This is a genomic window from Marinobacter bohaiensis, assembly GCF_003258515.1.
Taxonomy (GTDB): Bacteria; Pseudomonadota; Gammaproteobacteria; order Pseudomonadales; family Oleiphilaceae; genus Marinobacter_A; species Marinobacter_A bohaiensis.
Genome location: NZ_QGEH01000001.1, coordinates 1,239,011 through 1,261,829 on the forward strand (window position 1 = coordinate 1,239,011; position 22,819 = coordinate 1,261,829).

At 61.2% G+C, this 22,819-nt stretch carries 22 protein-coding genes and 1 pseudogene; 11 read left to right on the forward strand and 12 right to left on the reverse strand.

Translation table 11 applies throughout. The features are described 5' to 3' along the window. Positions 1-199: 199 nt before the first annotated feature. The 3 genes from rarD to DKK67_RS05505 all read left to right on the forward strand — a co-directional run bounded on the left by rarD (position 200) and on the right by DKK67_RS05505 (position 2,651). Positions 200-1,105, forward strand: coding sequence for an EamA family transporter RarD (gene rarD / locus DKK67_RS05495; protein WP_111495171.1), 906 nt, complete (start codon positions 200-202; stop codon positions 1,103-1,105). A 131-nt stretch (positions 1,106-1,236) separates the two neighbouring features. Then, complete coding sequence (locus DKK67_RS05500) at positions 1,237-1,854, forward strand: ABC transporter ATP-binding protein (RefSeq protein ID WP_111495173.1); 618 nt, start codon at positions 1,237-1,239, stop codon at positions 1,852-1,854. Beyond that, positions 1,845-2,651 (forward strand): ABC transporter permease, encoded by an 807-nt coding sequence (locus DKK67_RS05505; protein WP_111495175.1) that lies wholly within the window; start codon positions 1,845-1,847, stop codon positions 2,649-2,651. Before DKK67_RS05500 ends, DKK67_RS05505 begins: the two co-directional genes overlap by 10 nt. 47 nt (positions 2,652-2,698) lie before the next feature. On the opposite strand, the gene DKK67_RS05510 is transcribed toward DKK67_RS05505, so the two are convergent. The 4 genes from DKK67_RS05510 to DKK67_RS05525 all read right to left on the reverse strand — a co-directional run bounded on the left by DKK67_RS05510 (position 2,699) and on the right by DKK67_RS05525 (position 4,543). Continuing rightward, a complete protein-coding gene (locus DKK67_RS05510; protein WP_111495177.1) occupies positions 2,699-2,896 on the reverse strand; it encodes a hypothetical protein in 198 nt (65 codons plus the stop codon). 9 nt (positions 2,897-2,905) lie between these two features. Then, positions 2,906-3,187, reverse strand: coding sequence for a hypothetical protein (locus tag DKK67_RS05515; protein ID WP_111495179.1), 282 nt, complete (start codon positions 3,185-3,187; stop codon positions 2,906-2,908). 248 nt (positions 3,188-3,435) lie between these two features. Then, positions 3,436-3,942: a DUF2244 domain-containing protein gene (locus DKK67_RS05520; RefSeq protein WP_111495181.1), complete on the reverse strand. Its 507-nt coding sequence runs from the start codon at positions 3,940-3,942 to the stop codon at positions 3,436-3,438. Between the two features lie 145 nt (positions 3,943-4,087). Then, complete coding sequence (locus tag DKK67_RS05525) at positions 4,088-4,543, reverse strand: aminoacyl-tRNA deacylase (protein WP_111495183.1); 456 nt, start codon at positions 4,541-4,543, stop codon at positions 4,088-4,090. A gap of 259 nt (positions 4,544-4,802) precedes the next feature. Here DKK67_RS05525 and DKK67_RS05530 point away from each other — a divergent pair, with 259 nt between their 5' ends. The 3 genes from DKK67_RS05530 to betA all read left to right on the forward strand — a co-directional run bounded on the left by DKK67_RS05530 (position 4,803) and on the right by betA (position 9,647). Continuing rightward, positions 4,803-5,687 (forward strand): chemotaxis protein, encoded by an 885-nt coding sequence (locus DKK67_RS05530; protein WP_111496777.1) that lies wholly within the window; start codon positions 4,803-4,805, stop codon positions 5,685-5,687. 165 nt (positions 5,688-5,852) lie between these two features. Further along, positions 5,853-7,937 carry a choline BCCT transporter BetT gene (gene betT / locus DKK67_RS05535; RefSeq protein ID WP_111495185.1) on the forward strand — a complete coding sequence of 695 codons (2,085 nt, stop codon included), beginning with the start codon at positions 5,853-5,855 and terminating at the stop codon, positions 7,935-7,937. 24 nt (positions 7,938-7,961) lie between these two features. Continuing rightward, positions 7,962-9,647, forward strand: a complete 1,686-nt coding sequence (betA, locus tag DKK67_RS05540) for a choline dehydrogenase (RefSeq protein ID WP_111495187.1) — start codon at positions 7,962-7,964, stop codon at positions 9,645-9,647. 44 nt (positions 9,648-9,691) lie between these two features. Here betA and DKK67_RS05545 read toward each other — a convergent pair whose 3' ends face one another. The 5 genes from DKK67_RS05545 to DKK67_RS05565 form a co-directional block, all read right to left on the reverse strand. Next, positions 9,692-9,982, reverse strand: coding sequence for a DUF6482 family protein (locus tag DKK67_RS05545; RefSeq protein WP_111495189.1), 291 nt, complete (start codon positions 9,980-9,982; stop codon positions 9,692-9,694). A gap of 159 nt (positions 9,983-10,141) precedes the next feature. Beyond that, complete coding sequence (locus tag DKK67_RS05550) at positions 10,142-10,846, reverse strand: peptidase associated/transthyretin-like domain-containing protein (protein ID WP_111495191.1); 705 nt, start codon at positions 10,844-10,846, stop codon at positions 10,142-10,144. A gap of 93 nt (positions 10,847-10,939) precedes the next feature. Continuing rightward, entirely contained in the window at positions 10,940-11,662 is a 723-nt protein-coding gene (locus tag DKK67_RS05555) for a response regulator (protein ID WP_111495192.1), read from the reverse strand. Position 11,663: 1 nt separating this feature from the next. Next, the gene (locus DKK67_RS05560; RefSeq protein ID WP_111495193.1) at positions 11,664-13,064 is read right to left on the reverse strand and encodes an ATP-binding protein; all 1,401 of its coding nucleotides are present in this window, start codon (positions 13,062-13,064) and stop codon (positions 11,664-11,666) included. A gap of 119 nt (positions 13,065-13,183) precedes the next feature. Beyond that, positions 13,184-13,798 (reverse strand): LysE family translocator, encoded by a 615-nt coding sequence (locus tag DKK67_RS05565; protein ID WP_111495194.1) that lies wholly within the window; start codon positions 13,796-13,798, stop codon positions 13,184-13,186. A 136-nt stretch (positions 13,799-13,934) separates the two neighbouring features. On the opposite strand from DKK67_RS05565, the gene DKK67_RS05570 reads away from it, so the two are divergent. Both DKK67_RS05570 and DKK67_RS05575 read left to right on the forward strand, forming a co-directional pair. Further along, positions 13,935-15,062 carry a patatin-like phospholipase family protein gene (locus tag DKK67_RS05570; protein WP_111495196.1) on the forward strand — a complete coding sequence of 376 codons (1,128 nt, stop codon included), beginning with the start codon at positions 13,935-13,937 and terminating at the stop codon, positions 15,060-15,062. A 798-nt stretch (positions 15,063-15,860) separates the two neighbouring features. Continuing rightward, on the forward strand, positions 15,861-17,048 hold the full coding sequence (locus tag DKK67_RS05575; protein WP_228160516.1) for a Fic family protein: 1,188 nt from the start codon (positions 15,861-15,863) through the stop codon (positions 17,046-17,048). 121 nt (positions 17,049-17,169) lie between these two features. Here DKK67_RS05575 and DKK67_RS05580 read toward each other — a convergent pair. Continuing rightward, a pseudogene (locus DKK67_RS05580) lies at positions 17,170-17,783 on the reverse strand (tyrosine-type recombinase/integrase). Between the two features lie 111 nt (positions 17,784-17,894). Further along, positions 17,895-18,362, reverse strand: coding sequence for an Lrp/AsnC family transcriptional regulator (locus tag DKK67_RS05585; RefSeq protein WP_111495197.1), 468 nt, complete (start codon positions 18,360-18,362; stop codon positions 17,895-17,897). Positions 18,363-18,509: 147 nt separating this feature from the next. Here DKK67_RS05585 and DKK67_RS05590 point away from each other — a divergent pair, with 147 nt between their 5' ends. The 3 genes from DKK67_RS05590 (at position 18,510) to DKK67_RS05600 (ending at position 21,463) form a co-directional block, all read left to right on the forward strand. Then, a complete protein-coding gene (locus DKK67_RS05590) occupies positions 18,510-19,550 on the forward strand; it encodes a zinc-dependent alcohol dehydrogenase family protein (protein ID WP_111495198.1) in 1,041 nt (346 codons plus the stop codon). A gap of 525 nt (positions 19,551-20,075) precedes the next feature. After that, a complete protein-coding gene (locus DKK67_RS05595) occupies positions 20,076-20,492 on the forward strand; it encodes a DUF2628 domain-containing protein (RefSeq protein ID WP_111495200.1) in 417 nt (138 codons plus the stop codon). 194 nt (positions 20,493-20,686) lie between these two features. Next, positions 20,687-21,463 (forward strand): CLCA_X family protein, encoded by a 777-nt coding sequence (locus DKK67_RS05600; protein ID WP_111495202.1) that lies wholly within the window; start codon positions 20,687-20,689, stop codon positions 21,461-21,463. Here the strand turns inward: DKK67_RS05600 and DKK67_RS05605 are convergent, their stop codons facing one another. Further along, on the reverse strand, positions 21,464-22,675 hold the full coding sequence (locus DKK67_RS05605; protein ID WP_111495204.1) for an MFS transporter: 1,212 nt from the start codon (positions 22,673-22,675) through the stop codon (positions 21,464-21,466). Positions 22,676-22,819 lie beyond the last annotated feature (144 nt).

The window sequence follows — 22,819 nt, forward strand, 5'->3', positions numbered from 1 at the left end:
GATGGCGAAGGGCAAACAGTCACGATCTCTTTTCAGTATCGGTGAGGGCGACGTCGGCAATAGATTTTTTTGCTACATCGAAGCGATCCGGATAGGACAAAAATGCAAGTAACTGTATGGGTGGGGCGTCGCCCATCTGTCCCGTTCATTGGCATCGCCGTTGTGTTAGCTTGTTTCCTTTTTCGTTAGCGGGAAACCTATGTCGGCGGATAACACCGGGGAAATCACCAAGGGCGTCCTGTTCGGGGTGGGCGCGTACACCATGTGGGGATGCTTCCCCCTGTTCTTCGCGCTGTTCGAAGGGGTGCCGGCGTACGAGGTGCTGTTCCACCGGATTATCTGGTCGAGTGTGTTCCTGGCTCTGGTGATCGCGCTGCTGCGGCGCTGGACGCCGGTGCGCGACGCCTTCCGCAACCCGCGCCAGTTGTGGCGGGTGCTGGCCTGCGCGGTACTGATCGCCACCAACTGGGGGATCTACATCTACGCGGTGGAAACCCACCACGTGCTGCAGGCCAGCCTCGGCTATTTCATGACGCCGCTGGTGAACGTGGGCCTGGGGATGCTGGTGCTGCGCGAGCGCATGGTGCGTTTGCAGATGGCCGCGGTGATCCTGACCGCCATCGGCATTCTGGTGCAGTTGGTGGTGCTGGGGAGCCTGCCCTGGATCACGCTGGTGCTGGCGGGCACGTTTGGCACCTACGGTCTGCTGCGCAAACAGGTGGAGCTGGACGGTCTGTCGGGACTGTTCGTGGAAACCCTGTTGCTGTTGCCGGTGGGTTTGATGGCCCTGGGCTGGTTATCGTCCCAGGGACTGTCCCACTTCGGTGACGGCGCACGTGCCACCGCCCTGCTGATGGCCAGCGGTGTGGTGACCGCGCTGCCGCTGCTGGCGTTTGCAGGCGCCGCGCGGCGCCTGAAGCTGGCGACCGTCGGCTTCCTGATGTACATCAACCCGAGCCTGCAGTTCCTCATCGCCCTGTTCGTGTTCAACGAGCCGCTCAGTACGACGCAACTGGTGAGCTTTGCCATCATCTGGGCGGCGCTGCTGCTGTATTCCTGGTCGTCCTGGAACACGCGTCCGGTGGCGGCGGCCAAGGCGACCTGAAGGGCGCTGCGGGCGGCTGTTCCGTTCCCGGCATTCAGGGATGACCGCTGGGGTCCGGCGCTCGGGCGGCGACGGTCGCCATTGTCGGTTACACTCCCGGCTGTCGTTCAGCAGAAGGCGTGCTTTCATCCATGTCGCAGTCTCCCGGCATCCTGTCGATTCAGGCGCTCTCGGTCGGTTCCCTGTCTGACGTCCACCTGGACGTCCGGCCCGGTGAAGTGGTGTGTCTGTCCGGCCCGTCCGGCTCGGGCAAGAGTCGCCTGTTACGGGCGGTAGCGGACCTGGAGGCCCATGGCGGCCAGGTCAGCCACGACGGCCGCTCACAGGGTTCGCTGGCGGCCCACGAGTGGCGCCGCCGGGTGATGATGGTCCCGGCCGAGAGTCAGTGGTGGTTCGATCAGGTGGGCGCCCACTTCCCGGACGACCTGCCCGAGGCGGACCTGCACGCCCTCGGGTTTGACGGCGCGGTGACGGGCTGGTCCGTCAGCCGCCTGTCGTCCGGCGAGCGCCAGCGGCTGGCCCTGCTGCGGGCGCTGGTCAGCGGGCCGTCGGCGATCCTGTTGGACGAACCCACCAGCAACCTGGACCCCGAACGCACCCTTGCCACGGAAGACTGGCTGCGCCGCTGCATTCACCAGCGACGCCTCTGCGCCTTGTGGGTTGCCCACGACCCCGCCCAGATTGAGCGCGTTGCCGACCGACATGTCCGCGTCACGGATCATGGACTGGAGGTGGTGTCATGGGCGTGATCGATCTGGCCTGGTGGAAGCTGGCCCTGGCGGCGAGCATGGTCCTGCTGCTGGCCCTGTTCACCCATCTGGGGCGCCTGGGCATGACCCGCAGCCTGGTGATCGCCGCAAGCCGTACCGTCGTGCAGCTGGCGCTGATCGGGGTCGTGCTGGAGGCGCTGTTCTCCACATCGAGCCCGGTCTGGGTGCTGCTCATGGCGATGGTCATGCTGCTGGTGGCCGGGCGCGAAGTCACGGCCCGTCAGAACCGGCGGCTCACCGGGTGGTGGGCGTTTGGTCTGGGCACTGGCGCCATGTTCGTGTCGTCCTTTGCGGTGACGGTGTTTGTCCTTACGGTGGTGATCGGTCCCGATCCCTGGTACGCGCCCCAGTACGCCATCCCCCTACTGGGCATGATCCTGGGCAACGCCATGACCGGCGTGTCGCTGTGCCTGGAGCGGCTGACCGAATCGGTCTGGCGGCAGCGGGCGGTGATCGAGGCGCGCCTGATGCTGGGCCAGACCTGGCGCGAGGCGATCGGCGATATCCGGCGCGATGCCATGCGCAGCGGCATGATCCCGTCGATCAATGCCATGGCGGCGGCGGGGATTGTGGCCCTGCCGGGCATGATGACCGGCCAGATCCTGGCGGGCAGCTCGCCGGGTGTGGCGGTGAAGTATCAGATCCTGGTGATGTTCGCGATCAACATCGGGTCCGGGTTTGGCACGGTGATGGCCGTGTCCTGGGGCAGTCGGCGACTGTTCGATGAGCGCGAACGCCTGCGCCTGGATCGGTTGACCCGTTCTCCGGCGCGATGACGTGCGCTGACCGGTGCGCTCAGGCGCCCGGTTCGGGGAAGGCGTGCTTAGCCAATCCGGAAACCCGGATTACGCTTGCGCAGGCAGGCGATGACTTTCTCGCGCGGGGTGGAGCTTTCGAACGCGGTGGGCAGTTCGTCGCTGCCAAACAGGTCGATCAGTTGCGCGGTATGGGGACCGTCGTGCTTGGCGATCCACAGACCGTTGCCGGTTTTCAGTTCGATACTCGATTGTACGGTATCCAAATGACCTCCTTAGTGGGGGTGTGGGTTCCAGCGGCTCATTGTCCAGAACAGCCCGGCCAGGGCGTAGGTAACGCACATCGGCAGTAGCCAGAGCTTGTGTTCGTAGGGTAGTTCGATACCCGTGGACTGCGTCAGTTCCGGCCATACCGATTCCAGGTTGACCAGGATCAGGATGGCGAGTGACGAGAGAGTGACAAAGCCGCCGATCAGGACCGGTGCGCTGTCCGTGTGATCACGGTGCGGGCACTCGGTTGAGTCGGGTTGCGGTCCTTCCGCGGTGTATCCTTCCATGACGTCTTCCCTCTTCCGTGAGTTTTTGCCGCAGCTAAAAAATCAGGTTCAGAATGATCAGGAATCCATACTGACGGGACTGCTTATACCCTTGGTCCTTCTCCAAGATGGGGGCATTCCATCCGAATTCAAGGGCCAGTATCCCGAAATTTGGTTGCAGTTATGTGATACGCAATCTCCAATCCATTGGATCACTGTCACCAACATGGGCGTTGAGCCGCCATCAACGGTGGCCACAGCCGGCTTCTTCAGAACCGGAACCCCTCATCCGCCTGGCGTTGCTCGACGCGGATGCCCTGCCGTTCCAGCAGGCCCACCAGGGCGTGGGTGTCGTCCATGTTGAGAAACGGCGCCAGGCCGATTTCCAGTTCCCGGTGCATCAGGAAAAGCCGCGGTGGAGTCCAGGGATGCCGCGCCGCCACCAGGTGAATCCGGGTGTCCCGGCGTGGCAGCTGCCACTCGGCCAGCTTGCGTTGCCGCCCTCGTTCCAGGCACAGGGTATCGGCATCGATCGACAGCACCTCGCAACGCTGGCACTCGCGACAGGTGGTGTAGATGGCCCAGGCCAGGGCGCTCAACTCAAGGCCGGCGAACGGCAGGATCAGCCACGCGCCGGCCCAGGCCATGCCCCCGGCGATCAGCACCGAGACCACGAGCAGTGCGAACCAGACCCGCAGATTGCCGCGCCAGCTGAGAGAACGATTGGGTGTCAACAGCAGGCTTGTACCGCCACTCCGTTGTAGCCGCTGGACCATCGCAATACTCCCACGTGCCCACAACCGGGCGCCGCTTCCGGCATCGGTTGGCTTTTCAGTATAGAAGCGATCCGGAGGGTGGCCAAAAAATGACCTGTTATGGGCGGGCCGGCGTTGCAGGTGCCGGCCCGCCATGGGGGACGGATCAGAAGTGCAGGACCTGCGGCTGCACCAGCCGGTCGTAGTCCTGATAACGCATCTGCATGACCTCGTCATGGCTGCCGGCGTTGAAGGAGATACGATCGTCCTCACGCAGGTGCTCGCTGACGAACACGTCCATGTTGTAGAGGTTGCCGAAAGGCGGCATTGCACCGAGCTCGCAGTCCGGAAACGCCTGGCGGATGTCGTCTTCGTCGGCCAGCTCCACGTCCTGGGAGCCCATGGAACGGCGCAGTTCGTCCAGGTGGACCCGGTCGGTGGACGGCAGGACCGTCATGAACAGGCGTCCGTTGGACTTGACGACCACGGTCTTGGCGAATTCGCGACCCCGGACGTGCGCCGCCTGGGCGGTCCGTGAAGCGTCGACGGTGGGTTCGTGCAATGCGGTCTGGTAGGTGACAGCGTTGCTGTCGAGATACTGCCGGAGTTTTTGACTGATCATGGCGTTGACCTCCCTCACCGAAGTGAAAGTCCCATGATGGCTTGCCCTTTCAGTTTAACACGGCTGGAGCCGGCCGGCGGAAGAGGTGCGCATGGGCCGTGCGCTTGCCGGTATACCGGGTAACGCCGGTCACAAATGGAAATTGAACCGGGGGTACAGGCGTATTACTGTTGGCACTGACGACCCATTCGACGTTGGATCGGCACGTGCACCAAGGGCCCGATTCGCGTATTCCGGTAACCCCATGTCCACAGACACCATGACCTCACAAAACAGCCATTCCCAGAAACTGCTGCTGTTCGGCCTGTCCGGGCAGAAATCCTTCGCTATCGGCACCCTTAAGATCCGGGAGATCATGCCGTTTCCCCGGTTGACCAAGCTGCCGCACAGCCACCCTTCGGTGATCGGGACCACCACTTTCCGCGGTTCGGCGGTGCCGGTGATCGACATGGGCGCCGCGGTGGGTTATCCGCCGCTGTCCCGTGAAGAGCTGGCGCAAAGCTCGGTGATCGTCACCGACATCCAGCGCAAGGAGATCGGTTTCGTCGTGCGCTCAGTGCGCCAGATCATCGAAGCCGACTGGAAGGCGGTCAAGGCGCCGCCCAAGGCGCTGGGCAAGCAGGCCTTCGTGACCGGTCTGCTGGATCTGGAGGGCGAGGTCATCCAGCTGCTGGACGTGGAGCTGCTGCTGGCGCTGGTGTATCCCAGTGCCGTGGACACCGGCGAGGTGGTGCTTACGGACGTGCAGCGGGAAACCCTCAAAGGGCTCCGCATCCTGCTGGTGGACGATTCCCAGGTGGCGCGCAAGCAGCTTTCCGACGTGCTGGACAGCAAGGAGATTCCCTACCAGGTGACCACCAGCGGCGACGACGCCCGACAGATCATCCTGGAGGCGGCGGCCAGTAACCGATCCATCGACGTGCTGGTGAGCGACATCGAGATGCCGGGGCTGGACGGTTACGAGCTGGCTTTCCAGGTGCGTGACAACGCCACCATCCAGCAACCGTATATCATCCTCCATACGTCCCTGAACAGCGAGATGAGCGTCAGCTACGCCAATCAGGTCGGCGCCAACGAAGCGCTGACCAAGTTCGACGCCAACGAACTGCTGCAGGCCATGCTGCGGGGAGCGCAAAGCCGCTGAGCGCCTGCCGCCGTCTTGACGCTCCGGGGCCCGTTACCTATACAGATTGAACAGATAACTCATTAACAGGCTGTCTGTTCGGGAGTGTGGGTCAGGGATCGCTCCGGTAGTACGCCCGGCATTCGGCGACTTGAGGAAGTCGCCGGGCAGCGTTGAGGGCGGCGTATGGCGGACACGGGGCAGTCGCAATCATCGGAAGACGGACCGCATGAGCCAGAGGTCCGCGATCGCCTGAACCGGGTGGTTTTCTACGGCTCGGTCATCGGCATTGTCGGCTTCGCCTTGCTGACCATGCTCTTTACGGAATCGGCCAGCGCCGTGATCAATCAGGTGCTGGGCTGGATCTCCAGCAGTTTCGGCTGGTTTTACTTCCTCGCGGTGGTGGTCTACCTGGTCTTTGTGATCGGCATCGGACTGTCCCGCTACGGCAAGCTGCGCCTGGGGCCGGCCCATTCCAAACCGGATTTCAACGTGGTGACCTGGGCGGCGATGCTGTTCTCGGCGGGCATCGGTATCGACCTGCTGTTTTTCTGCATTGCCGAACCGGTGACCCAGTTCCTGGCGCCGCCCACCGCCCAGCCCGACCAGGTGGCCGCCGCCCGCCACGCGATGCAGCTGACGTTCTTCCACTGGGGCCTGTCCGGCTGGGGCGTCTACACGCTGGTGGGCATGGCGCTGGCGTTTTTCAGCTACCGTCACGGGCTGCCGTTGACCATCCGCTCCACCCTGTATCCCATCTTCGGACGACGCATTCACGGACCCATTGGCCACGCCGTGGACATTGCGGCCGTCCTTGGAACGGTATTCGGAATCGCCACCAGCCTGGGGATCGGCATCATTCAGCTCAATTTCGGCCTCAACTACATGTTCGGCATTTCCGAAAGCACGCTGACCCAGTCGATCCTGGCGATCCTGATCGTCATTTTCGCGACTATTTCGGCGGTGACGGGTGTCGACAAGGGCATTCGCCGGCTGTCTGAGTTCAATATGGCGCTGGCACTGCTGTTGATGCTGTTCGTGCTGTTCACCGGCAAGACGGTGTTCCTGCTCAACGCGCTGGTGATGAACATCGGCGATTACCTGTCCGACTTCGTGAGCCTGTCGATGGACACCTACGCCTTCGATCCGCCCACTGACTGGCTCAACGCCTGGACCGTGTTCTTCTGGGCCTGGTGGATTGCCTGGGGGCCCTTCGTGGGGCTGTTCCTGGCGCGCATCTCGCGGGGCCGGACCATTCGCCAGTTCGTCGCCGGCACCCTGATCCTGCCGCTGACCTTCATGATGGCGTGGATGTCGATCATGGGGAACAGCGCCATCGACCTGGTGATCAACGACGCCGGCGTCGCGGAGTTCGGGCAGCGGGCCATGGAAAGTCCCGGCTCCTCGATCTACCTGTTCATGGAAAGCTATCCCTGGGTCAGCTTTACCACCATTGTGGTGACCATCCTGGCGGTGGTGTTCTTCGTCACCTCCGGCGACTCCGGGTCGCTGGTGCTGTCCAACCTGACCTCCATTCTCCGTGATCCGAACCACGACGCCCCGTCCTGGATGCGGATCCTGTGGGCGGCGGTGATCGGTGTGCTGACGCTGGCGCTGCTGATGGCCGGTGGCCTGTCGGCCCTGCAGAGTACGGTGGTGATCATGGGGCTGCCGTTCGCCTTCGTGTTGTTCCTGATGATCGTCGGCGTGTTCAAGGCGTTGCGACTGGAAGGGCTGAAGGAGGACAGCCACCTGGTCAGCATGTCCGGCTACCTGTCCGGAAGGGTGGTGTCGACCGAGCAGAAGGGCACACTCAACTGGCGCCAGCGGTTGTCCCGCAGTGTCAGCTTTCCGAGTCACGCCGATGTCCGTAAGTTCCTGGATGAAACCGCACAGCCCGCCATGGACGACTTTGCCCGGGTGCTGGGGGAAAAGGGATTCACGGTCGGCGTGGACAGTGGGGAAGGGGATCAGGAGCACGTCGGTCTGGTGGTTGACCTGGGCGGCGAGCAGAACTTCACCTATCAGGTGTGGCCCCGCAAATGCCTGATGCCAGCCTTTTCCATCCGGGCCACGCGCGGCGACACGCACTACTACCGGGCGGAAGTGCACATCGGCGAGGGCGGACAGGGCTATGACCTGTTCGGATATAGCCAGGAACAGGTGATCGCCGACATCCTCGACCAGTACGAGCGGCATCTTCTTTTCCTGCATACGCAGCGCGAATTGCCCGGCGGTGATACCATCATGCCCGACAGTCATACGCAGTAGGGCATTGGGGGGAGCCAGTCCAGAATGAGTCAGCAAGATTTTGATGCAACGTTCGATTACGTCGTGGTCGGTGCCGGGTCCGCCGGTTCGGTCCTGGCCGATCGCCTGAGCGCGGACGGCAGCAACCAGGTGTTGGTGCTGGAATACGGCGGCCGCGACAATTCCATTTTCATCCAGATGCCCACAGCCCTCTCGATTCCCCTGAACAAGCCGAAATTCGACTGGGAGTTCTACACCGAACCCGAGCCGGGCCTGAACGGCCGTCGCCTGCATCAGGCGCGCGGCAAGGTGATCGGCGGCTCGTCGTCCATCAACGGCATGGCCTACGTGCGTGGGTGCGCGGGGGACTTTGAAGAGTGGGAAACGCTTGGCGCCCGGGGCTGGGGTTACCGCGACGTGCTGCCGTATTTCCGGCGCGCGGAGGATTGCCTCTACGGTGAAGACGACTACCGGTCCACGGGCGGCCCGGTCGGCGTCTGCAACGGCAACAACATGAAGAACCCGCTCTACCGTGCCTTCATCGAAGCCGGCAAGCAGGCGGGTTACGGCGAAACCAGCGACTACAATGGCTATCGCCAGGAAGGTTTCTGCCGCATGGACATGTCGGTGCGCAACGGCGTGCGCAGTTCCACCGCCAACGCGTACCTCAAGCCGGCGCTCAACCGCTCCAACCTCAAGCTGGAAATGCGCGCCCTGACCACGCGTATTCTGCTGGACGGCAAAAAAGCGGTGGGCGTGGAATACGAGCAGGGCGGTCGCACCGTGAAGGTGGCGGCGCGCAAGGAAGTGATCCTGTCAGCCAGCGCTTTCAATTCGCCCAAGCTGCTGATGCTTTCCGGCATCGGGCCGGCCGATCACCTGCAGGAAATGGGCATCGACGTGGTGCACAACCTGCCGGGTGTGGGCGAGAACCTGCACGATCACCTGGAGGTCTGGATCCAGCAGGCCTGCACCCAGAAGATCACCCTCAATGGCTGGCTGAACCCGTTCGGCCAGGCGTGGATCGGCGCGCGCTGGATCCTGTCCAAATCCGGACTGGGCGCCACCAACCACTTCGAGTCCAACGGCTACATCCGCAGTCGCGCCGGGCTCAAGTATCCGGACCTGCAATACCACTTCCTGGCCGGCGCTGTGGCCTACGACGGTTCCGCATCGGCCGAGGGCCATGGTTTCCAGGCTCATCTGGGTGCCAACAAGCCCAAGAGCCGGGGTCGGGTGCGCCTGCGCTCCAGCGATCCGGAAGCGCCGCCCAGCATGTTTTTCAACTACCTCAGCGACGAGGACGACCGCCGCACCTACCGCGACGGTATCCGCCTGACCCGGGAGATCTTCGGTCAGCCGGCGTTCGATCCCTATCGCGGCAAGGAACTGATGCCCGGTGACGACGTCCAGAGCGACGACGAGCTGGACAACTGGGTGGCGGACAATGCGGAAACCGCCTATCACCCCTGTGGCAGTTGTCGCATGGGCGAAGACGACATGGCGGTGGTGGATTCCGAATGCCGCGTACACGGCATGGAAAACCTGCGGGTGGTGGATTCCTCCATCATGCCAGCGGTCACCAACGGCAACATCAACGCGCCCACCATCATGATCGGCGAGCGCGGCGCGGACCTGATCCTGGGCCGCAAGCTGCCCCCGGCCGAGGTGGAATCCTTCGCGCCGGAGAACTGGTCAACCAGCCAGCGTGAAGGCAGCGCCAGCCGGTAACGAGACGGCTGGACACGCCGTGATCGCGTTCGCGGGGCCCGGGCCTATAAGCGGACGCGCATCTCGGTGACGCTGTCCGGCGTCATGCCAATCATCTCGTCGGTGCCTGCCGGCGGGATGATCTCTGTCTGCTGGATCTTGAAGCCGTGGAAGGCTTCCCGCACTTCGCAGCTGCTGGTAAACAGCACCGGCCGCTGATCCTTGCCCGCCAGAATGAAACCATCGTCCCCGATATAGAAGCGCGCCATGTAGTAGCGACCCTCCATGGAGACGACTTCCAGCAGGTCGATGTGAGTGTCCGGTCTGAGTCTGGCTTCCGCCATGGTGATGTTCATGTCCGCTCTCCTCTGTCCGATGCGCCGGGCCGGAATACCTGCTGGTGATACGACGATATACGCTGGCCGTCGCGGACGGGATGGGTGCCTGTGGTTGTTTTTTGCACATTTCAGCATAGGCCTGTCAGGCGGCGGAGGACAATGATTTTTCGCAGTGGCCTACCCCAGGTCGATGCCCACCTCCAGGCTGGCCCGGAAGCCCTCGGCAACGCTGCCGGAGATGCTGGCGGTCTGGTGGGGCGCGCCGTCGCGGAACAGGAAGTCGGCGTCGACGGTCGCGACCGACCGGTTCGGCCCCCGAGGATAGAGTGGCGAGTGGTACACCGCCCGGGTGACGGCGTCGGGAAACACCAGCTGTGAGGTGGCGGTCGTGTCGCCGTGCAGGAATACCTGGAAATGAATGTGGGTGATCCGGCCCCGGTACCAGCCCGGATAGACGGTTTCGAACCGCACCCGGCCGTGCTCGTCCACCGGCTGGAGCCCGCGCATGAACGTCTGCCCGGTGGCGCTGCCATAGCCGGAATAGACGCCGTCCCGGTCGCAATGCCAGACGTAGACCGAGGCATTGCCCGAAATCGGCTGGCAGACGTGGTGGATGTCCAGCAGCGTGAAGGTCAGCTCCAGCGGAATGCCAGGGCGGCCTTCGGTGATGTCGGAGCGGGTCAGGGCATCGTTGTCGAGCTCGGCGGACAGCGGGAAGGGCCCGGCGGTTTCGCGCGGAATCAGCACGCAGCGGCCTGCTTCACCCGGATCCGCGGCGAAAGCGCGGCGCCAGCCGGTCAGGGGCGTTGCGCCTACAGCGCCCAGCAGGGCCAGCATCCGGCGACGGCTGAACGGCGCGCTCCACGATCGTTGCTTGCTCATGGCGTTGTCTCCCTTGCAGGGCGATCGACCACGGTCTGATTCCGGTGTCCTTTAACACGAGAACAAACTTGGTGACGGCGAAGCCGTCCCGGGTCAGGCGCGGCCGCTGGCGGCCACCGCCCGGCGCCGCTTGCGCCCGCCTGTTCTCTGGGGCAGTTCCAGCTTGTAGCCCACGCCATAGACCGAGTGGATGATGTCTTGCCCGGTCAACGAGAACAGTTTCTTGCGCACCTTGTTAATGTGCGAGTCGATGGTGCGGTCATTGACCACCCGCTGGTCATCGTAGGCGTGAGACATAATCTGATCGCGAGAGAATATACGACCGCTTTGCGAACACAGTGCACTGAGGATACGCCATTCCACCAGCGTCAGCTGGACGCGGCTGCCATCGTAGGCGGCGGTCAGGGTGCCTTCATCCAGGGCCAGGCCAGGGCGGCCGTCGGACAGCGGCGACGCCGCCGCGGTACGGCGCATTACCGTTTTGACCCGGGCCACTACCTCGCGCGGGCTGAAGGGCTTGCAGATGTAGTCGTCGGCACCCAGCTCCAGGCCGATCAGGCGATCCACCTCTTCCACCCGGGCGGTGATCATGATGATCGGCACGTGGGAGGTCTGGCGCACCCTGCGGCAGATGTCGATGCCGTCCGCCCGCGGCAGTCCCAGGTCCAGCAGGACCATGTCCCACGGGTGGCTGAGGATCGTCTGGGTCGCCAGGTGACCGTCGGTCAGGTGGGTCACTTCGAAACCGTGTTGATGCAGGTATTCGCCCAGGATACTGGCCAGTTCGATCTCATCTTCGATCAGCAGAATGTCCATATTACACCTTTGCCAGGGGGAGGGAGACGGTCACACGCAGGCCGCCCAGGGAGCTCGAGGCGATATCGATCGATCCATGATGGGCCTCGACGATTTTGTGGCACAGACTCAGGCCCAGGCCTGCCCCGCCGCTGTTGCGGCTGCGTGAAGGGTCGACGCGGTACAGGCGCTCGAACAGGCGTGCCTGCAGTGGCTCCGGCACGCCGGGCGGCGAGTCCTCGACGACGATACGGGCCCGGCCGTCCGTTGCCTCGAGACCCAGGATCACCTGTCCCGGCGCATGGGTATGTTGTTGGGCGTTGTTGAGCAGGTTCAGCAGCAACTGTCCCAGCCGGTCGCTGTCACCCAGCACCATCAGGCGATCGCGCTGGTGCGTTTGGAACGAGAACGCCAGGCCAGCCCGTTCGCAGGCCGGTGCGATGGAGGCCGCAGCCTGCTCGGCGATGACCGCCAGGTTGCAGGCTTCCTTGCGGTAGCTCAGGGCGCCGATGTCGGAAAGGGACAGTTCGTAGAGATCGTCGATCAGGTGCTTGAGCCGGCCCACATGATGCAACAGGCGGGTGACCGCGGCCGGATCCAGCGGGCGAATGCCGTCCTCCATGGACTCCAGATCCGCCTGCAGCACCGCGATAGGCGTGCGCAGCTCGTGGGAGGTGTCCGCCACCCACTGGCGCTGGGCCTGTTCGCTCTTGCGCAGACTGGCCCCCAGGTCGTTGAGGTGGGTGGTCAGCACATTGAGCTCGTCGTGGCCGGCCACGACAAGTCGCGCGTCGTACTGTCCCAGGCTGAAGTGCCGCACCTGGCCCACCAGCTTGCGGATGCGGTTGGTCAACAGATGGGACAGGATCAATGCCACCAGCACCGCCGCCGCCAGGGCGATGCCGGTGATGATCAGCAGGGCGTCGGTCTGTTGTCGCAGGAAGCCTTCATCGTGGTAATCGCGCAGCTCTGGAGGTGGCGGCAGGCCCAGGTAGCCGACGGTGGCGCCGTCCACGTCGATGGGCAGCAGCAGGGCGTCGTCGCCGGGCCAGTCCGTGTCCGATACCGGCTGGCGCCGGGCATCGAGCAGGAACAGGGGCAGGCCCGGATGGGGGCGGTTGTCGGGCCCGGTTTCCGGTGGGGGGAAGGGAGCGTCCCGGTGGTCGAAAGCGGGCGGCAAGGGTGCCCGACGGGCCCGGAACTCATGCCAGCGTGCGGGGGAGGCGAGAGCATCCCAGCTTTGCCGCTCCCGGTAGACATCCGCCAGTTCGTTGACCAGCGGCTGCAGCCGGGTGACCGCGCGCTGCTCGACGTAGTCCCAGAAGCCCTCGCGGATGCTGGACCCCATGAAAAACCACATGCCCGCGGCAATGGCGATGCTCACCACAAGGATGGACGCGAAGAGCTGACCTCGAAAACTCACTGCAGGCTCCTGGTGGACCGAGCGAATCAATGTCGCCGTCAGGATAAGCACAAAATGTGCAAACAATGTTGTGTTCTGTAATGGCTTGTCCGTTTTGGCGGCAGGCCGGCGTTGGTCGGTCAGCTACGCAGGATGCTCACCACCAGGCGGCCTGCCAGGCCCAGCAGGATGACGCCGAACAGCCGCTCGAACCAGAGCGTGTGCCTTTGCAGGGCCGACAGCCAGCGCGGACTGGAAAACAGCCAGGCGACGATCAGGTACCAGCCGGCGTCGATGGCCATGGCAGTGGCGGCGTAGCCGAGTTTGGCGAGAAAGGAGGTGTCGACGCCCACCACCTGGCTGAACAGGGCAATGAAGAAGATGCTGATCTTGGGGTTGAGGAACACCACCAGGAAACCGTCCCGTGCGGCACCGGAAGTGGCCACGTCGGGCAGTTCGGTGGCGGCCTGGCGTCTGGCCCGCAGTCCTTTCACGCCAAGCCAGGCCAGATAGAGGGCGCCGCCCCACTGCAGCAGACCGAAGGCCACCGGCGACGCCTTGATCACTGCCGCCAGCCCGACGATGCTCAGGAAGGCGTAAAGTCCCACGCCCAGGCCGTGACTCAGGGCGGCCACCACGCCGTGCCGGCGTCCGCCGGAGAGCGTCTGCTTGAGGACGACGGCCAGGGACGGGCCCGGCGACATGGCGCCGAGAATGCAGATGGTGACGACGGTGAGCCAGGTGGCCAGGGTCATGGGGAGAGTCCGGGTAACGACGTTCGAATCGCGCCAGTTTAATGCAGCCGCCTGATGCACGTCATCTTTTTGGCCCCGGACCGGGTTGGCTGGACTATGCTGGCAAAGGGCGAATCCGGCAGAGGGGAGGAACAGCATGCAGCAAACCGGCGTGGTACTGACCGGTGGTGGCGCCCGCGCCGCCTACCAGGTGGGGGTGCTGAAAGCCATATCCGAGATGTATCCGGACTGGGCCCATCCGTTTCAGCAGATCGTGGGCACCTCGGCGGGGGCGATCAACGCGGTCGCCATTGGTGGCGGTGGCGGGCGGTTCCGGCACAACATCGCCAAGCTGGAGGGCATCTGGTCGAAGCTGAACATCGACCAGATCTACAAGAGCCACAGCTACGACATCCTGCGCAACCTGACCGAGGTCGCCCGCCTGCTGCTGGCGGACGGCCAGGGGGAGAAACCCTTGTCCCTTCTCAACAACAGCCCGCTGCGGCAGTTACTGGAGAAGGAGCTGGACTTCGACACCCTGCACCAGACCATTGCCGACAACCGGATCAGCGCGATCGGGGTCAATGCCTGTGGCTATTCCACAGGGCAGAATATCTGCTTCTTCGAGGCCAACGAGAAACTGGCGAACTGGACCCAGGGTCAGCGCGCTGGGGCCCATACGCAATTGAATCTGGACCACGTGATGGCCTCCTCGGCGATTCCCACTTTGTTCCAGCCGGTCAAGATCAACCGCGAATACTTTGGTGACGGCGTCACCCGCCAGATGGCCCACATCAGCCCGGTGTTGCGGCTGGGCGCGGAAAAGGTGCTGGTCATCGGCGTCAGCGCCAATCACGTGTGCTTCCCGCAGCGTCCCCGGCAACCTTCGGTACCGGGGTTTGCCCAGGTGCTGGCCCATGTTTTCAACGGTATGTTCCTGGACACTCTCGACTACGACATTGACCGCCTGAGGCAGGTTAACGGCCTGCTGGAGCTGGTTCCGGAAAAGAAGCTGGGGCAGGCCGGCCTGGACCTCAAGCCGGTGCGGCTGCTGGAAATCTCCCCCAGCGCCGACATCGGCGAAATAGCCACCCACTACATCGACAGCTTGCCGCTGGTGCTGCGAAAGCTGCTGGGGGCCAATGTCGGGAGTTACACACCGGGCGCCACGCTCGCCAGCTACCTGCTGTTCGACCACCGCTTCTGCAGTGCCCTGATCAGCCTGGGGTACAAGGACGGCCAGGCCCAGGCACGGCAGATTGAGAGTTTCTTCGCTGACAGCTGATGAGCGTCGGTCGGGCATCGTCTGCAGACAGATAATTGTTTTTACAACTTTTCTCAGACAATCCGCGCTGGGTTCACTCGGGTATGAATGCCCAATCTCGCTTTGATCGCGTTATGTCCCGGTACTGTGATTACACCAGTCTCAAGGGGTGATGTTCTGGATTCAGAAGGGCGGCTGGTTACGGAGATGGGGATCTCCAGAGGCAAGCCTCACGGTGCTTTTGTTGAATAGTCCGCGACGGGGCGGGCCGTTTCCCGAGGCAGCCTTACCTATGGCCGGAAGGATGGAGAAGTACAGTTTTATTTTGAAGATGGCGAACTGGTTTTCAGTAATGTGTTTGATTCCGGAGAACGGCTCGGTCTAGACGGCACTCGGCATCGAGGTCGGCGCTGAGCAGAGACTCTCTTTGAAAGGTTCTGTGCATGCGGCCATAAGTTGGCTGCGTCAGCCGCGCTGGTCGCAAAGCGGGCGTTGAGGAGAGGCGGTATGACATGCTCCCCTCTGGCTTAACTGTTGAGCACCTTTCCCTCCATAAAAGATTAAGAAAGCCAAACAGGATTTTGCCGGACAAATTGCCGGTCACGTGGCCGGACAGGAAAATAGAAAATATGACCAGATGAAGCTGAGCTTCAAAACCTGGCAATGATGTAAGTGTCTATTTATACTGGCTAAAAGGCAAATATATTACCGTCATTGGGAACTTTGTGCCGCTGCTGGCAACCGGTCATAATGCCGGACAAATACCCGGACAAACTGCCGGTCAGAAACTCAGAATCACTACACGAATTAAGGTATCAGATGACATCCTGGATGAGTGCCGCGCCTTTTGCGCCAAACGAGAAATCCTGTACGGAAGAGGGGCTTCTCGATCTGGCCAGCATCCTGAACAGGAAGGCCGCTCAGATCGCAGGCCAGCTTGAGCCGGAGACAGCGGATACGTTGCGCCGGCACATGGCTGTCATCAACTCGTACTACAGCAATCTGATTGAAGGCAATCGAACCCTTCCTCACCAGATCCGCGAGGCCCAGCGGGGAAATTTTGAGGACGATCCGGTTGCTAGGGACAAACAGATTGAGTCTCTTGCCCACATCGACGTACAAGCGTGGATAGCTTCTGAGGATCGGAGTCTGGAAGAAGTTATTTCCGTGGACTTCATCAAAGAGCTGCATCGTCGATTTTACAGGGACTTGCCTAGCGATCTTAAAAAGGTCGAGCTGGATGAAACGGGGGAAGTCGCCTGGGTTGAAGGTGGAAAGTTCAGGGATCGAGGGGTAAAGGTTGGTCAGCACATACCGGCTGACGCCGAACACCTGGAGCAGTTAATGACGCAGTTCTGCAACGAATATAAAAGCGTCAGACACCAAGGTGATCGACGTCTGATCGCAATCGCAGCTGCACACCACCGATTCCTCTGGATCCATCCATTCCTGGATGGCAATGGCCGAGTTGTTCGTCTATGGACGGATGCGGCATTCCGGGCGGCTGGACTGGAAAGCGTGGGCGTCTGGTGCTTGAGCCGTGGGCTTGCGATTTACTCCGAGAAGTACAAAAGCAACTTGGCTCAAGCTGACGCCGTCCAGCAGGGCCAAACCGATGGCAGAGGCCCGCTCAGTGAGCTTGGTCTGGCCCGGTTCTGTCATTTCGTTCTGGACACCTCCGTTGACCAAGTCAGCTACATTTCAGAGCTTCTGAACCTGAAATCAATGAAACGTCGAATCGAAGACTTCGTGGCGAGCAGGGATGACCTGAAACCCGCTTCTACATGGGTTCTGTATCAGGCGTTCATTCAGGGATCGATCTCAAGGTCTGATGCCCTGACATTAACAGGGGAGCGTGATGAGCGGACTGCCCGGCGACTACTTAAAAAGCTTCGCGATCTAGGCTTGCTGGTCGATGCAGACCCAAAGGATAGTCGCTCGCCACTTCTTTGGTCTGTTCCGGAACATGCTGAGCCAGTCTATTTCCCAAAACTCTCACCCCAGTAGGTGGTTTCATGGAAAATCCCGACCCAGAGGGGGGCTACCCCGTTACTGCGAACATTTCTGCGGAGTATTCCAAGACTTTAATGGCTTAAAAATCGGCGAAAGAGGGGCCTCGTTACACGAATTAGATCTCAATACTCTCAGCTATCTCCAGAGCGTCTTCGACCTCGACACCAAGATATCGCACGGTACTGGGCATGTTGGTGTGGCCCAGCAGCAACTGGACAGCTCGAAGATTTTTGGTCTTCTTGTAGATCAATGTTGCTTTGCTCCTTCTCATTGAGTGAGTGGCATAGACGGAAGGGTCAAGTCCAATGCTTCCGATCCACTTCTTGACGATACGGGCATACTGATGGGGGGTGATGTGGTCGCACCTCCTGATCCGGCTCGGCCACAGATAATCCATACCCGTTAGTCCGCGATACTTGATCCACGCCTCGACCGATTCACGTGTCTTTTTCGTTATTTCAAACCTGACGGGCTGATTGGTTTTCTGTTGAACCACTTGAGCGCGCTCCAGCACTTCTCCGTTTCTGGAAATATCTCGAACCAAGAGCTTTACCATATCGCAGGATCGGAGTTTGCAATCAATCGCCATATTGAACATCGCCAGTTCGCGGATGTTCTTAGCAATCTCCAACCGAATGCGGGTATTCCATATTGTTCGAGTTTGAGCGGTAGCTTCTGGCTGACGAGCTTCCCTTTGTTCCAGGGAGCTTTGCTGATAGGAAATGTCATGACGTGGCCCTCTTTGGAGGGAAAGGGCCTTTAAGTATGGTTCAGAAGATCGTTATCTGCTGGTCAACCAGGTCGCAAAGCGAACATTGAGACCTCGTAAATTTCCGCCATCTAAATCGGTATCGGTAGCCGGTTGGACGATTTAAGTTCGCGTAGGGAGACGTTGGATCGGATGCTCGTAACACCTGGCAATCGCCGCAATACATGTTCAACGAAGCGACTGTAATCATCCAGATCTTTAGCAACGACTTGAAGTAAAAAATCAGCCTCGCCAGTCGTGTTGTGGCAAGAAAGAACGTTCGGGCTGCATTGAATAATCCGTTGAAATTCCTCTGTTGTTTCCTCGCTATGCTCATTACACCCTAGCTGGACGAACGCCAAGACACCCAGACCTAGCGCTCGCCGATCCAGGACTGCCTGATACCCGGCGATTACTCCGCTCTCCTCAAGTCGCTTTAATCGACGCCAGCATGGCGTTTCGCTTATCGAAAGTCGCCCCGCTACCTTGGCATTGGATAGCCTTCCATTCTCTTGGAGCATATCGAGAATATCGGCATCCACTCTATCAATTTTGAACATTTAGAAAGATCCATTCATTAAAAAACCGTCTATTAAAAGACTATTTCATTTTATCTCAATTTTGTAGTGTGAATAGCAAGGCATTTTCAGGCTGTCGGAATTAACATAGAGAATCCGAAGCATTCACTGAAAAGAGGAAAGCACCCCATGAAGGCCGTTCTGATTGAGAAGTTTCAGGAACTACCCAAGCTCGTTGAGGTGAACGATCCAACCCCTGAAACACATGGCGTGGTCATTAAAGTAGAGGCCACCGGTGTATGCCGATCTGATTGGCACGGCTGGATGGGGCACGACAAAGACATCGATCTACCCCATGTGCCCGGACACGAACTGGCTGGAGTGATCACTGCGGTCGGCAAGAACGTCTCCAACTGGAAAACTGGCGATCGTGTGACCGTCCCTTTTATTTCCGGTTGCGGTTCATGCTCGGAATGCCATGCTGGTCATCAGCAGGTTTGCCACAATCAGGAACAGCCAGGTTTTACTCATTGGGGTTCCTTTGCCGAGTACGTCGGTATCCACCAGGCTGATTTAAATCTTGTGGCCTTACCCGAAAATATGGATTTTGCGACAGCAGCCAGTCTTGGGTGTCGGTTTGCCACCTCGTTCCGGGCCGTTGTCGATCAAGGCAAGGTAAGTGCCGGACAGTGGGTTGCGGTCCATGGCTGTGGCGGAGTCGGTCTATCTGCGATCATGATCGCAAATGCTGTTGGCGCAAATGTGATCGCAATCGATATAGATGACAAAAAGCTTGCATTGGCAAAGAACTTGGGAGCAGTTGCAACCCTGAACGGCGCAGCTGTAACAGACGTGCCTGAGGCAGTCATTGAATTAACCAAAGGCGGGGCTCATGTGTCTTTGGATGCTCTCGGCCATCCCATGACCTGCTTCAACTCAATTCAAAATCTTCGACCACGCGGGAAGCACATCCAGGTTGGCCTGATGCTGGGAGATCACACCACACCGCAAGTCCCGATGGCCAAGGTGATTGGTAAGGAACTGGAAGTTCTTGGTTCCCATGGCATGCAAGCATATCGTTATGGTGCGATGCTGGACATGATCAGCTCCGGCAAGCTCGATCCGTCCCGCCTTGTCGGCAATAGGATTTCTTTGGAAGAAGCTCCAGAGGCCCTCATTAACATGGACAAGTTTCAGTCTCTCGGCGCAACTGTAATCACGAGTTTCTAACTGCAAGGATCCAATGTGTCGTAAGTAGTTAAACATGATCAATGCACGCAGAAAGCAGCGGAAATAGAGATCTTCGAACGCTGAGACTATGAGAAGGGTTCATCGAGTGTGGTGCGAATGTTCGCTTTTGTTTAAAAACCGAGAGCCTGAAAAGAGCGCAGGCTAATACATGACGACAATCCTCGGCCACAACCGGTGGCCTCTGTCACCCGATTGGACAATCTCCGGCGTCAACAGGGTGCCTCGCCCTCGACGAGCCTTACCTAGGTCAAGATGGATTAGAACGTTGGGGGCAGGTTACGGCGGACAAATTATCTCGCGCTCGCTACCGAAGGCTGGCCAAAGCGGACAACTTATGCCCGCATGCACAGTTCTTTCAGGACGCGTAGGTGGTAGCACGCACTTGTCGGGGATTTGTCGATTCTGGTTCACTCCGGCGCGTGGATAGGGAATATCCATCGACCCGTCGGGCCGATTGAAAGGCCTGACATTCAACACAGGATCGATTTCAAAGGAGGGATCCCCATGAACAGTTATCACATCTATACCCACCAGGACGGCAAATCCGAGGCGGTGAAGCAGGGCTGGTCCTGGCCCGCGTTTTTCTTTGGCATGTTCTGGGCGTGCGCCAAGCAGCTTTGGAAACTGGCCGCCGGATTGTTGGTTCTGGGGCTGGTGTTCATTTTCGCGCCGTTTGTGCTGGATATGAGCTATGACGGCGTCAAGGCCTTCAACCTGTTGTGCAACATACTGGGACTGGGCATCGGGCTCTGGCTGGGCGGCCAGGGCAACGCCATGCGCGAGAAGAATCTTCAGGAGCGCGGGTTTCGTCTGGTCAGCAACGTGGAAGCCCAAAGCCCTGAACTGGCCCTGACCGAGCATCGTACTGAAGCCGGTGCCGACGCGGCGGAGAAGTCGCCCGCTGCTTCGATGCAGGCCTGATGCCGTCCTGACTGTCGATTTGCAAGGCCGCTCCGCCGCGCCGCGGAGCAGGCCGATCCCGCGCCCCTTCCGGTAATCTCGTGTGCGGCCGGCATTCTGGTGTCGGCGCGTGTGGCGGCCACTTGATCCCGGCCTATTATCTGGTGCATGCTGTATAAATAAACAGCATCCAGGTCAATTCTTCCTTTGTCGCCATGTCCCAGTCCTTCTATCGACGCGGCCCCGACCATCGCGCCGGGGCGTCTGTGACCTTTCTCGATGTGCGCCGTCGTTTCCAGTTCCGCTCGGTGGAAATCGGGCGCTGGGTGACGGAGCCGGAGAAACAGCGCAGCGCCGGACTGTTCTACGATGCGCTGTGTGACCTGATGACCACGCTGGGCGGGACCGAATCGCTGATCTCCCTGCGGGGCACGCTGGGGCTGCAGTACGGCATCGGCGGGCAGCGGGGCGTGTCGGCCCACTACACGCCGGCGACTCGCAGCTTTGCCCTGGCCAAGAACGCCGGGCCCGGGAGCATCGCCCACGAATGGTTCCACGCCTTCGATCACTATATCTGCGACAAGCTGTATACCGGTAGCCCGCCGGGGGCATTTGCCTCAAAGCGTTGGCTGGGCAAGGCGTCGGGCACGGAACACCCACTGAATCGCCGGCTGCAGAGGTGTTTTGCGGCGGTCATGCTCGATGCGGATGGCAACAACCCCAGCCACCTTTTCCGGCAGTCGGTGAAGGCCGACAAAGCCGCCGGCACGCTGTACTTCAGTCAGCCGGAGGAACTCTGCGCCCGGGCGTTCGAAGCGTTCGTGCAGGATGGCCCGTGCAAGAACGCGTTCCTGGTCAAGGGTACCCGCGCCACCGAGGAAGCGCGCCTCGGGCTCTACCCGACCGGGGAAGAACGGGAGCGGATCAACCGGGCGTTTGCGGACTATTTCCGGTCTCTGGGTGCGGCCCTGAAGTGGACCGAATCGGTCTGATCAGCGCCCGGCCGTGTTGGTTTCTCCAGCCGGTTGGGTGGGTTCGGTCAGCCAGAAAAGCACGCCGGCGACGCCCAGCGCCATCCCCAGGAGACAGGCGCCAAGCCAGCCGCCTATCTGGAACAGGTAGGCCGCTCCGGCCGATCCCGCCGCACCGCCGAGGAAATAGCAGGTCATGTAGGCGGTGGTAATGCGGCTGCGCGCGTCCGGACGAATCTGGTAGATGGCGCTCTGGTTGAGGATCTGGTTGCCCTGCACCCCCAGGTCGAGCACGATCACGCCCACGATGATGGCGGCCAGGCTGTGGGGCAGTATGGCCATTAACAGGAAGGACAGCCCCATCAGTGCCTGGAACAGCCCCGTGCCGAGGCGTGAATGGCCCTTGTCGTGCAGGCTGCCGGCGAGATTGGCGCACAGGGCCCCGGCGATACCGAGCAGTCCGAACAGGCCGATCACCGAATCCCGGTAGCCGTAGGGCGGCTGGGCCAGCAGGAACGGCAGCGTGGTCCAGAAAGCGCTGAAACTGGCGAAGCCCAGGGCGCCGTAGAGGATGCGTCGGCGCAGCAAGGGTTCGTCGCGCATCAGGGCCAGCACCGAAAGCAGCAGGCGACCGTAGGACATCTTCGATTGGGGCGGTTCCGCCGGCAACAGGCGAGCAAGCATGACTGCCTGCAGCAGCATCACACCAGCCGCCAGCCAGTAGACCGCGCGCCAGCCCCAGATATCGGCAATACCACCGGACACGACCCGTGCCAGCAGAATGCCCAGCAGCAGGCCGGTCATCACCCGCCCCACCACGCGCCCGCGCTCGGCATCGCTGGCCATGTGCGCGGCGAACGGCACCAGAATCTGGGCCACCACCGCGGTCACCCCAGTGGCCAGCGCCGCCATGATGAACAGCGCGATGCTGGGCGAGAGGGCGACGCCGGCCAGCGAAACAGCGGTCACCAGCGTTATCACCGTGATCAGCCGGCGGCGTTCGAGCAGGTCCCCCAGTGGCACCAGCAGGATCAGGCCGGCGGCGTAGCCCAGTTGAGTCATGGTGATGATCAGCCCGGCGGTGCCACGGCCCACTCCGAAATAGGCGGCCAGCGTGTCCAGCAGCGGTTGGGCGTAGTAGATGTTGGCCACCGCAATACCGCAGGCGGCGGCCATGACGAACGTCAGCAGGTCATTGGGGCGCAGGCTGGCACTGGGCGATGGGCTGGACATGGCGCGTCGTCTCCGGACGTCAGGATGAACAGAAATCGTGCGACCATTAGCTGGAAAGGCCGCCGGGCCGGAGTGAGTCCGGCGTGGGCGGCGCAGTATACCGGACCTGACAGACGTCCGGGCCGGATGGTTTGCCTGGATCAA

Coding starts and splice junctions, on each gene's coding strand:
- rarD (WP_111495171.1), top strand. CDS start 200: ATGTCGGCGGATAACACCGGGGAAATCACCAAGGGCGTCCTGTTCGGG.
- DKK67_RS05500 (WP_111495173.1), top strand. CDS start 1,237: ATGTCGCAGTCTCCCGGCATCCTGTCGATTCAGGCGCTCTCGGTCGGT.
- DKK67_RS05505 (WP_111495175.1), top strand. CDS start 1,845: ATGGGCGTGATCGATCTGGCCTGGTGGAAGCTGGCCCTGGCGGCGAGC.
- DKK67_RS05515 (WP_111495179.1), bottom strand. CDS start 3,187: ATGGAAGGATACACCGCGGAAGGACCGCAACCCGACTCAACCGAGTGC.
- DKK67_RS05520 (WP_111495181.1), bottom strand. CDS start 3,942: ATGGTCCAGCGGCTACAACGGAGTGGCGGTACAAGCCTGCTGTTGACA.
- DKK67_RS05525 (WP_111495183.1), bottom strand. CDS start 4,543: ATGATCAGTCAAAAACTCCGGCAGTATCTCGACAGCAACGCTGTCACC.
- DKK67_RS05530 (WP_111496777.1), top strand. CDS start 4,803: ATGACCTCACAAAACAGCCATTCCCAGAAACTGCTGCTGTTCGGCCTG.
- betT (WP_111495185.1), top strand. CDS start 5,853: ATGGCGGACACGGGGCAGTCGCAATCATCGGAAGACGGACCGCATGAG.
- betA (WP_111495187.1), top strand. CDS start 7,962: ATGAGTCAGCAAGATTTTGATGCAACGTTCGATTACGTCGTGGTCGGT.
- DKK67_RS05545 (WP_111495189.1), bottom strand. CDS start 9,982: ATGAACATCACCATGGCGGAAGCCAGACTCAGACCGGACACTCACATC.
- DKK67_RS05550 (WP_111495191.1), bottom strand. CDS start 10,846: ATGAGCAAGCAACGATCGTGGAGCGCGCCGTTCAGCCGTCGCCGGATG.
- DKK67_RS05555 (WP_111495192.1), bottom strand. CDS start 11,662: ATGGACATTCTGCTGATCGAAGATGAGATCGAACTGGCCAGTATCCTG.
- DKK67_RS05565 (WP_111495194.1), bottom strand. CDS start 13,798: ATGACCCTGGCCACCTGGCTCACCGTCGTCACCATCTGCATTCTCGGC.
- DKK67_RS05570 (WP_111495196.1), top strand. CDS start 13,935: ATGCAGCAAACCGGCGTGGTACTGACCGGTGGTGGCGCCCGCGCCGCC.
- DKK67_RS05575 (WP_228160516.1), top strand. CDS start 15,861: ATGACATCCTGGATGAGTGCCGCGCCTTTTGCGCCAAACGAGAAATCC.
- DKK67_RS05585 (WP_111495197.1), bottom strand. CDS start 18,362: ATGTTCAAAATTGATAGAGTGGATGCCGATATTCTCGATATGCTCCAA.
- DKK67_RS05590 (WP_111495198.1), top strand. CDS start 18,510: ATGAAGGCCGTTCTGATTGAGAAGTTTCAGGAACTACCCAAGCTCGTT.
- DKK67_RS05595 (WP_111495200.1), top strand. CDS start 20,076: ATGAACAGTTATCACATCTATACCCACCAGGACGGCAAATCCGAGGCG.
- DKK67_RS05600 (WP_111495202.1), top strand. CDS start 20,687: ATGTCCCAGTCCTTCTATCGACGCGGCCCCGACCATCGCGCCGGGGCG.
- DKK67_RS05605 (WP_111495204.1), bottom strand. CDS start 22,675: ATGTCCAGCCCATCGCCCAGTGCCAGCCTGCGCCCCAATGACCTGCTG.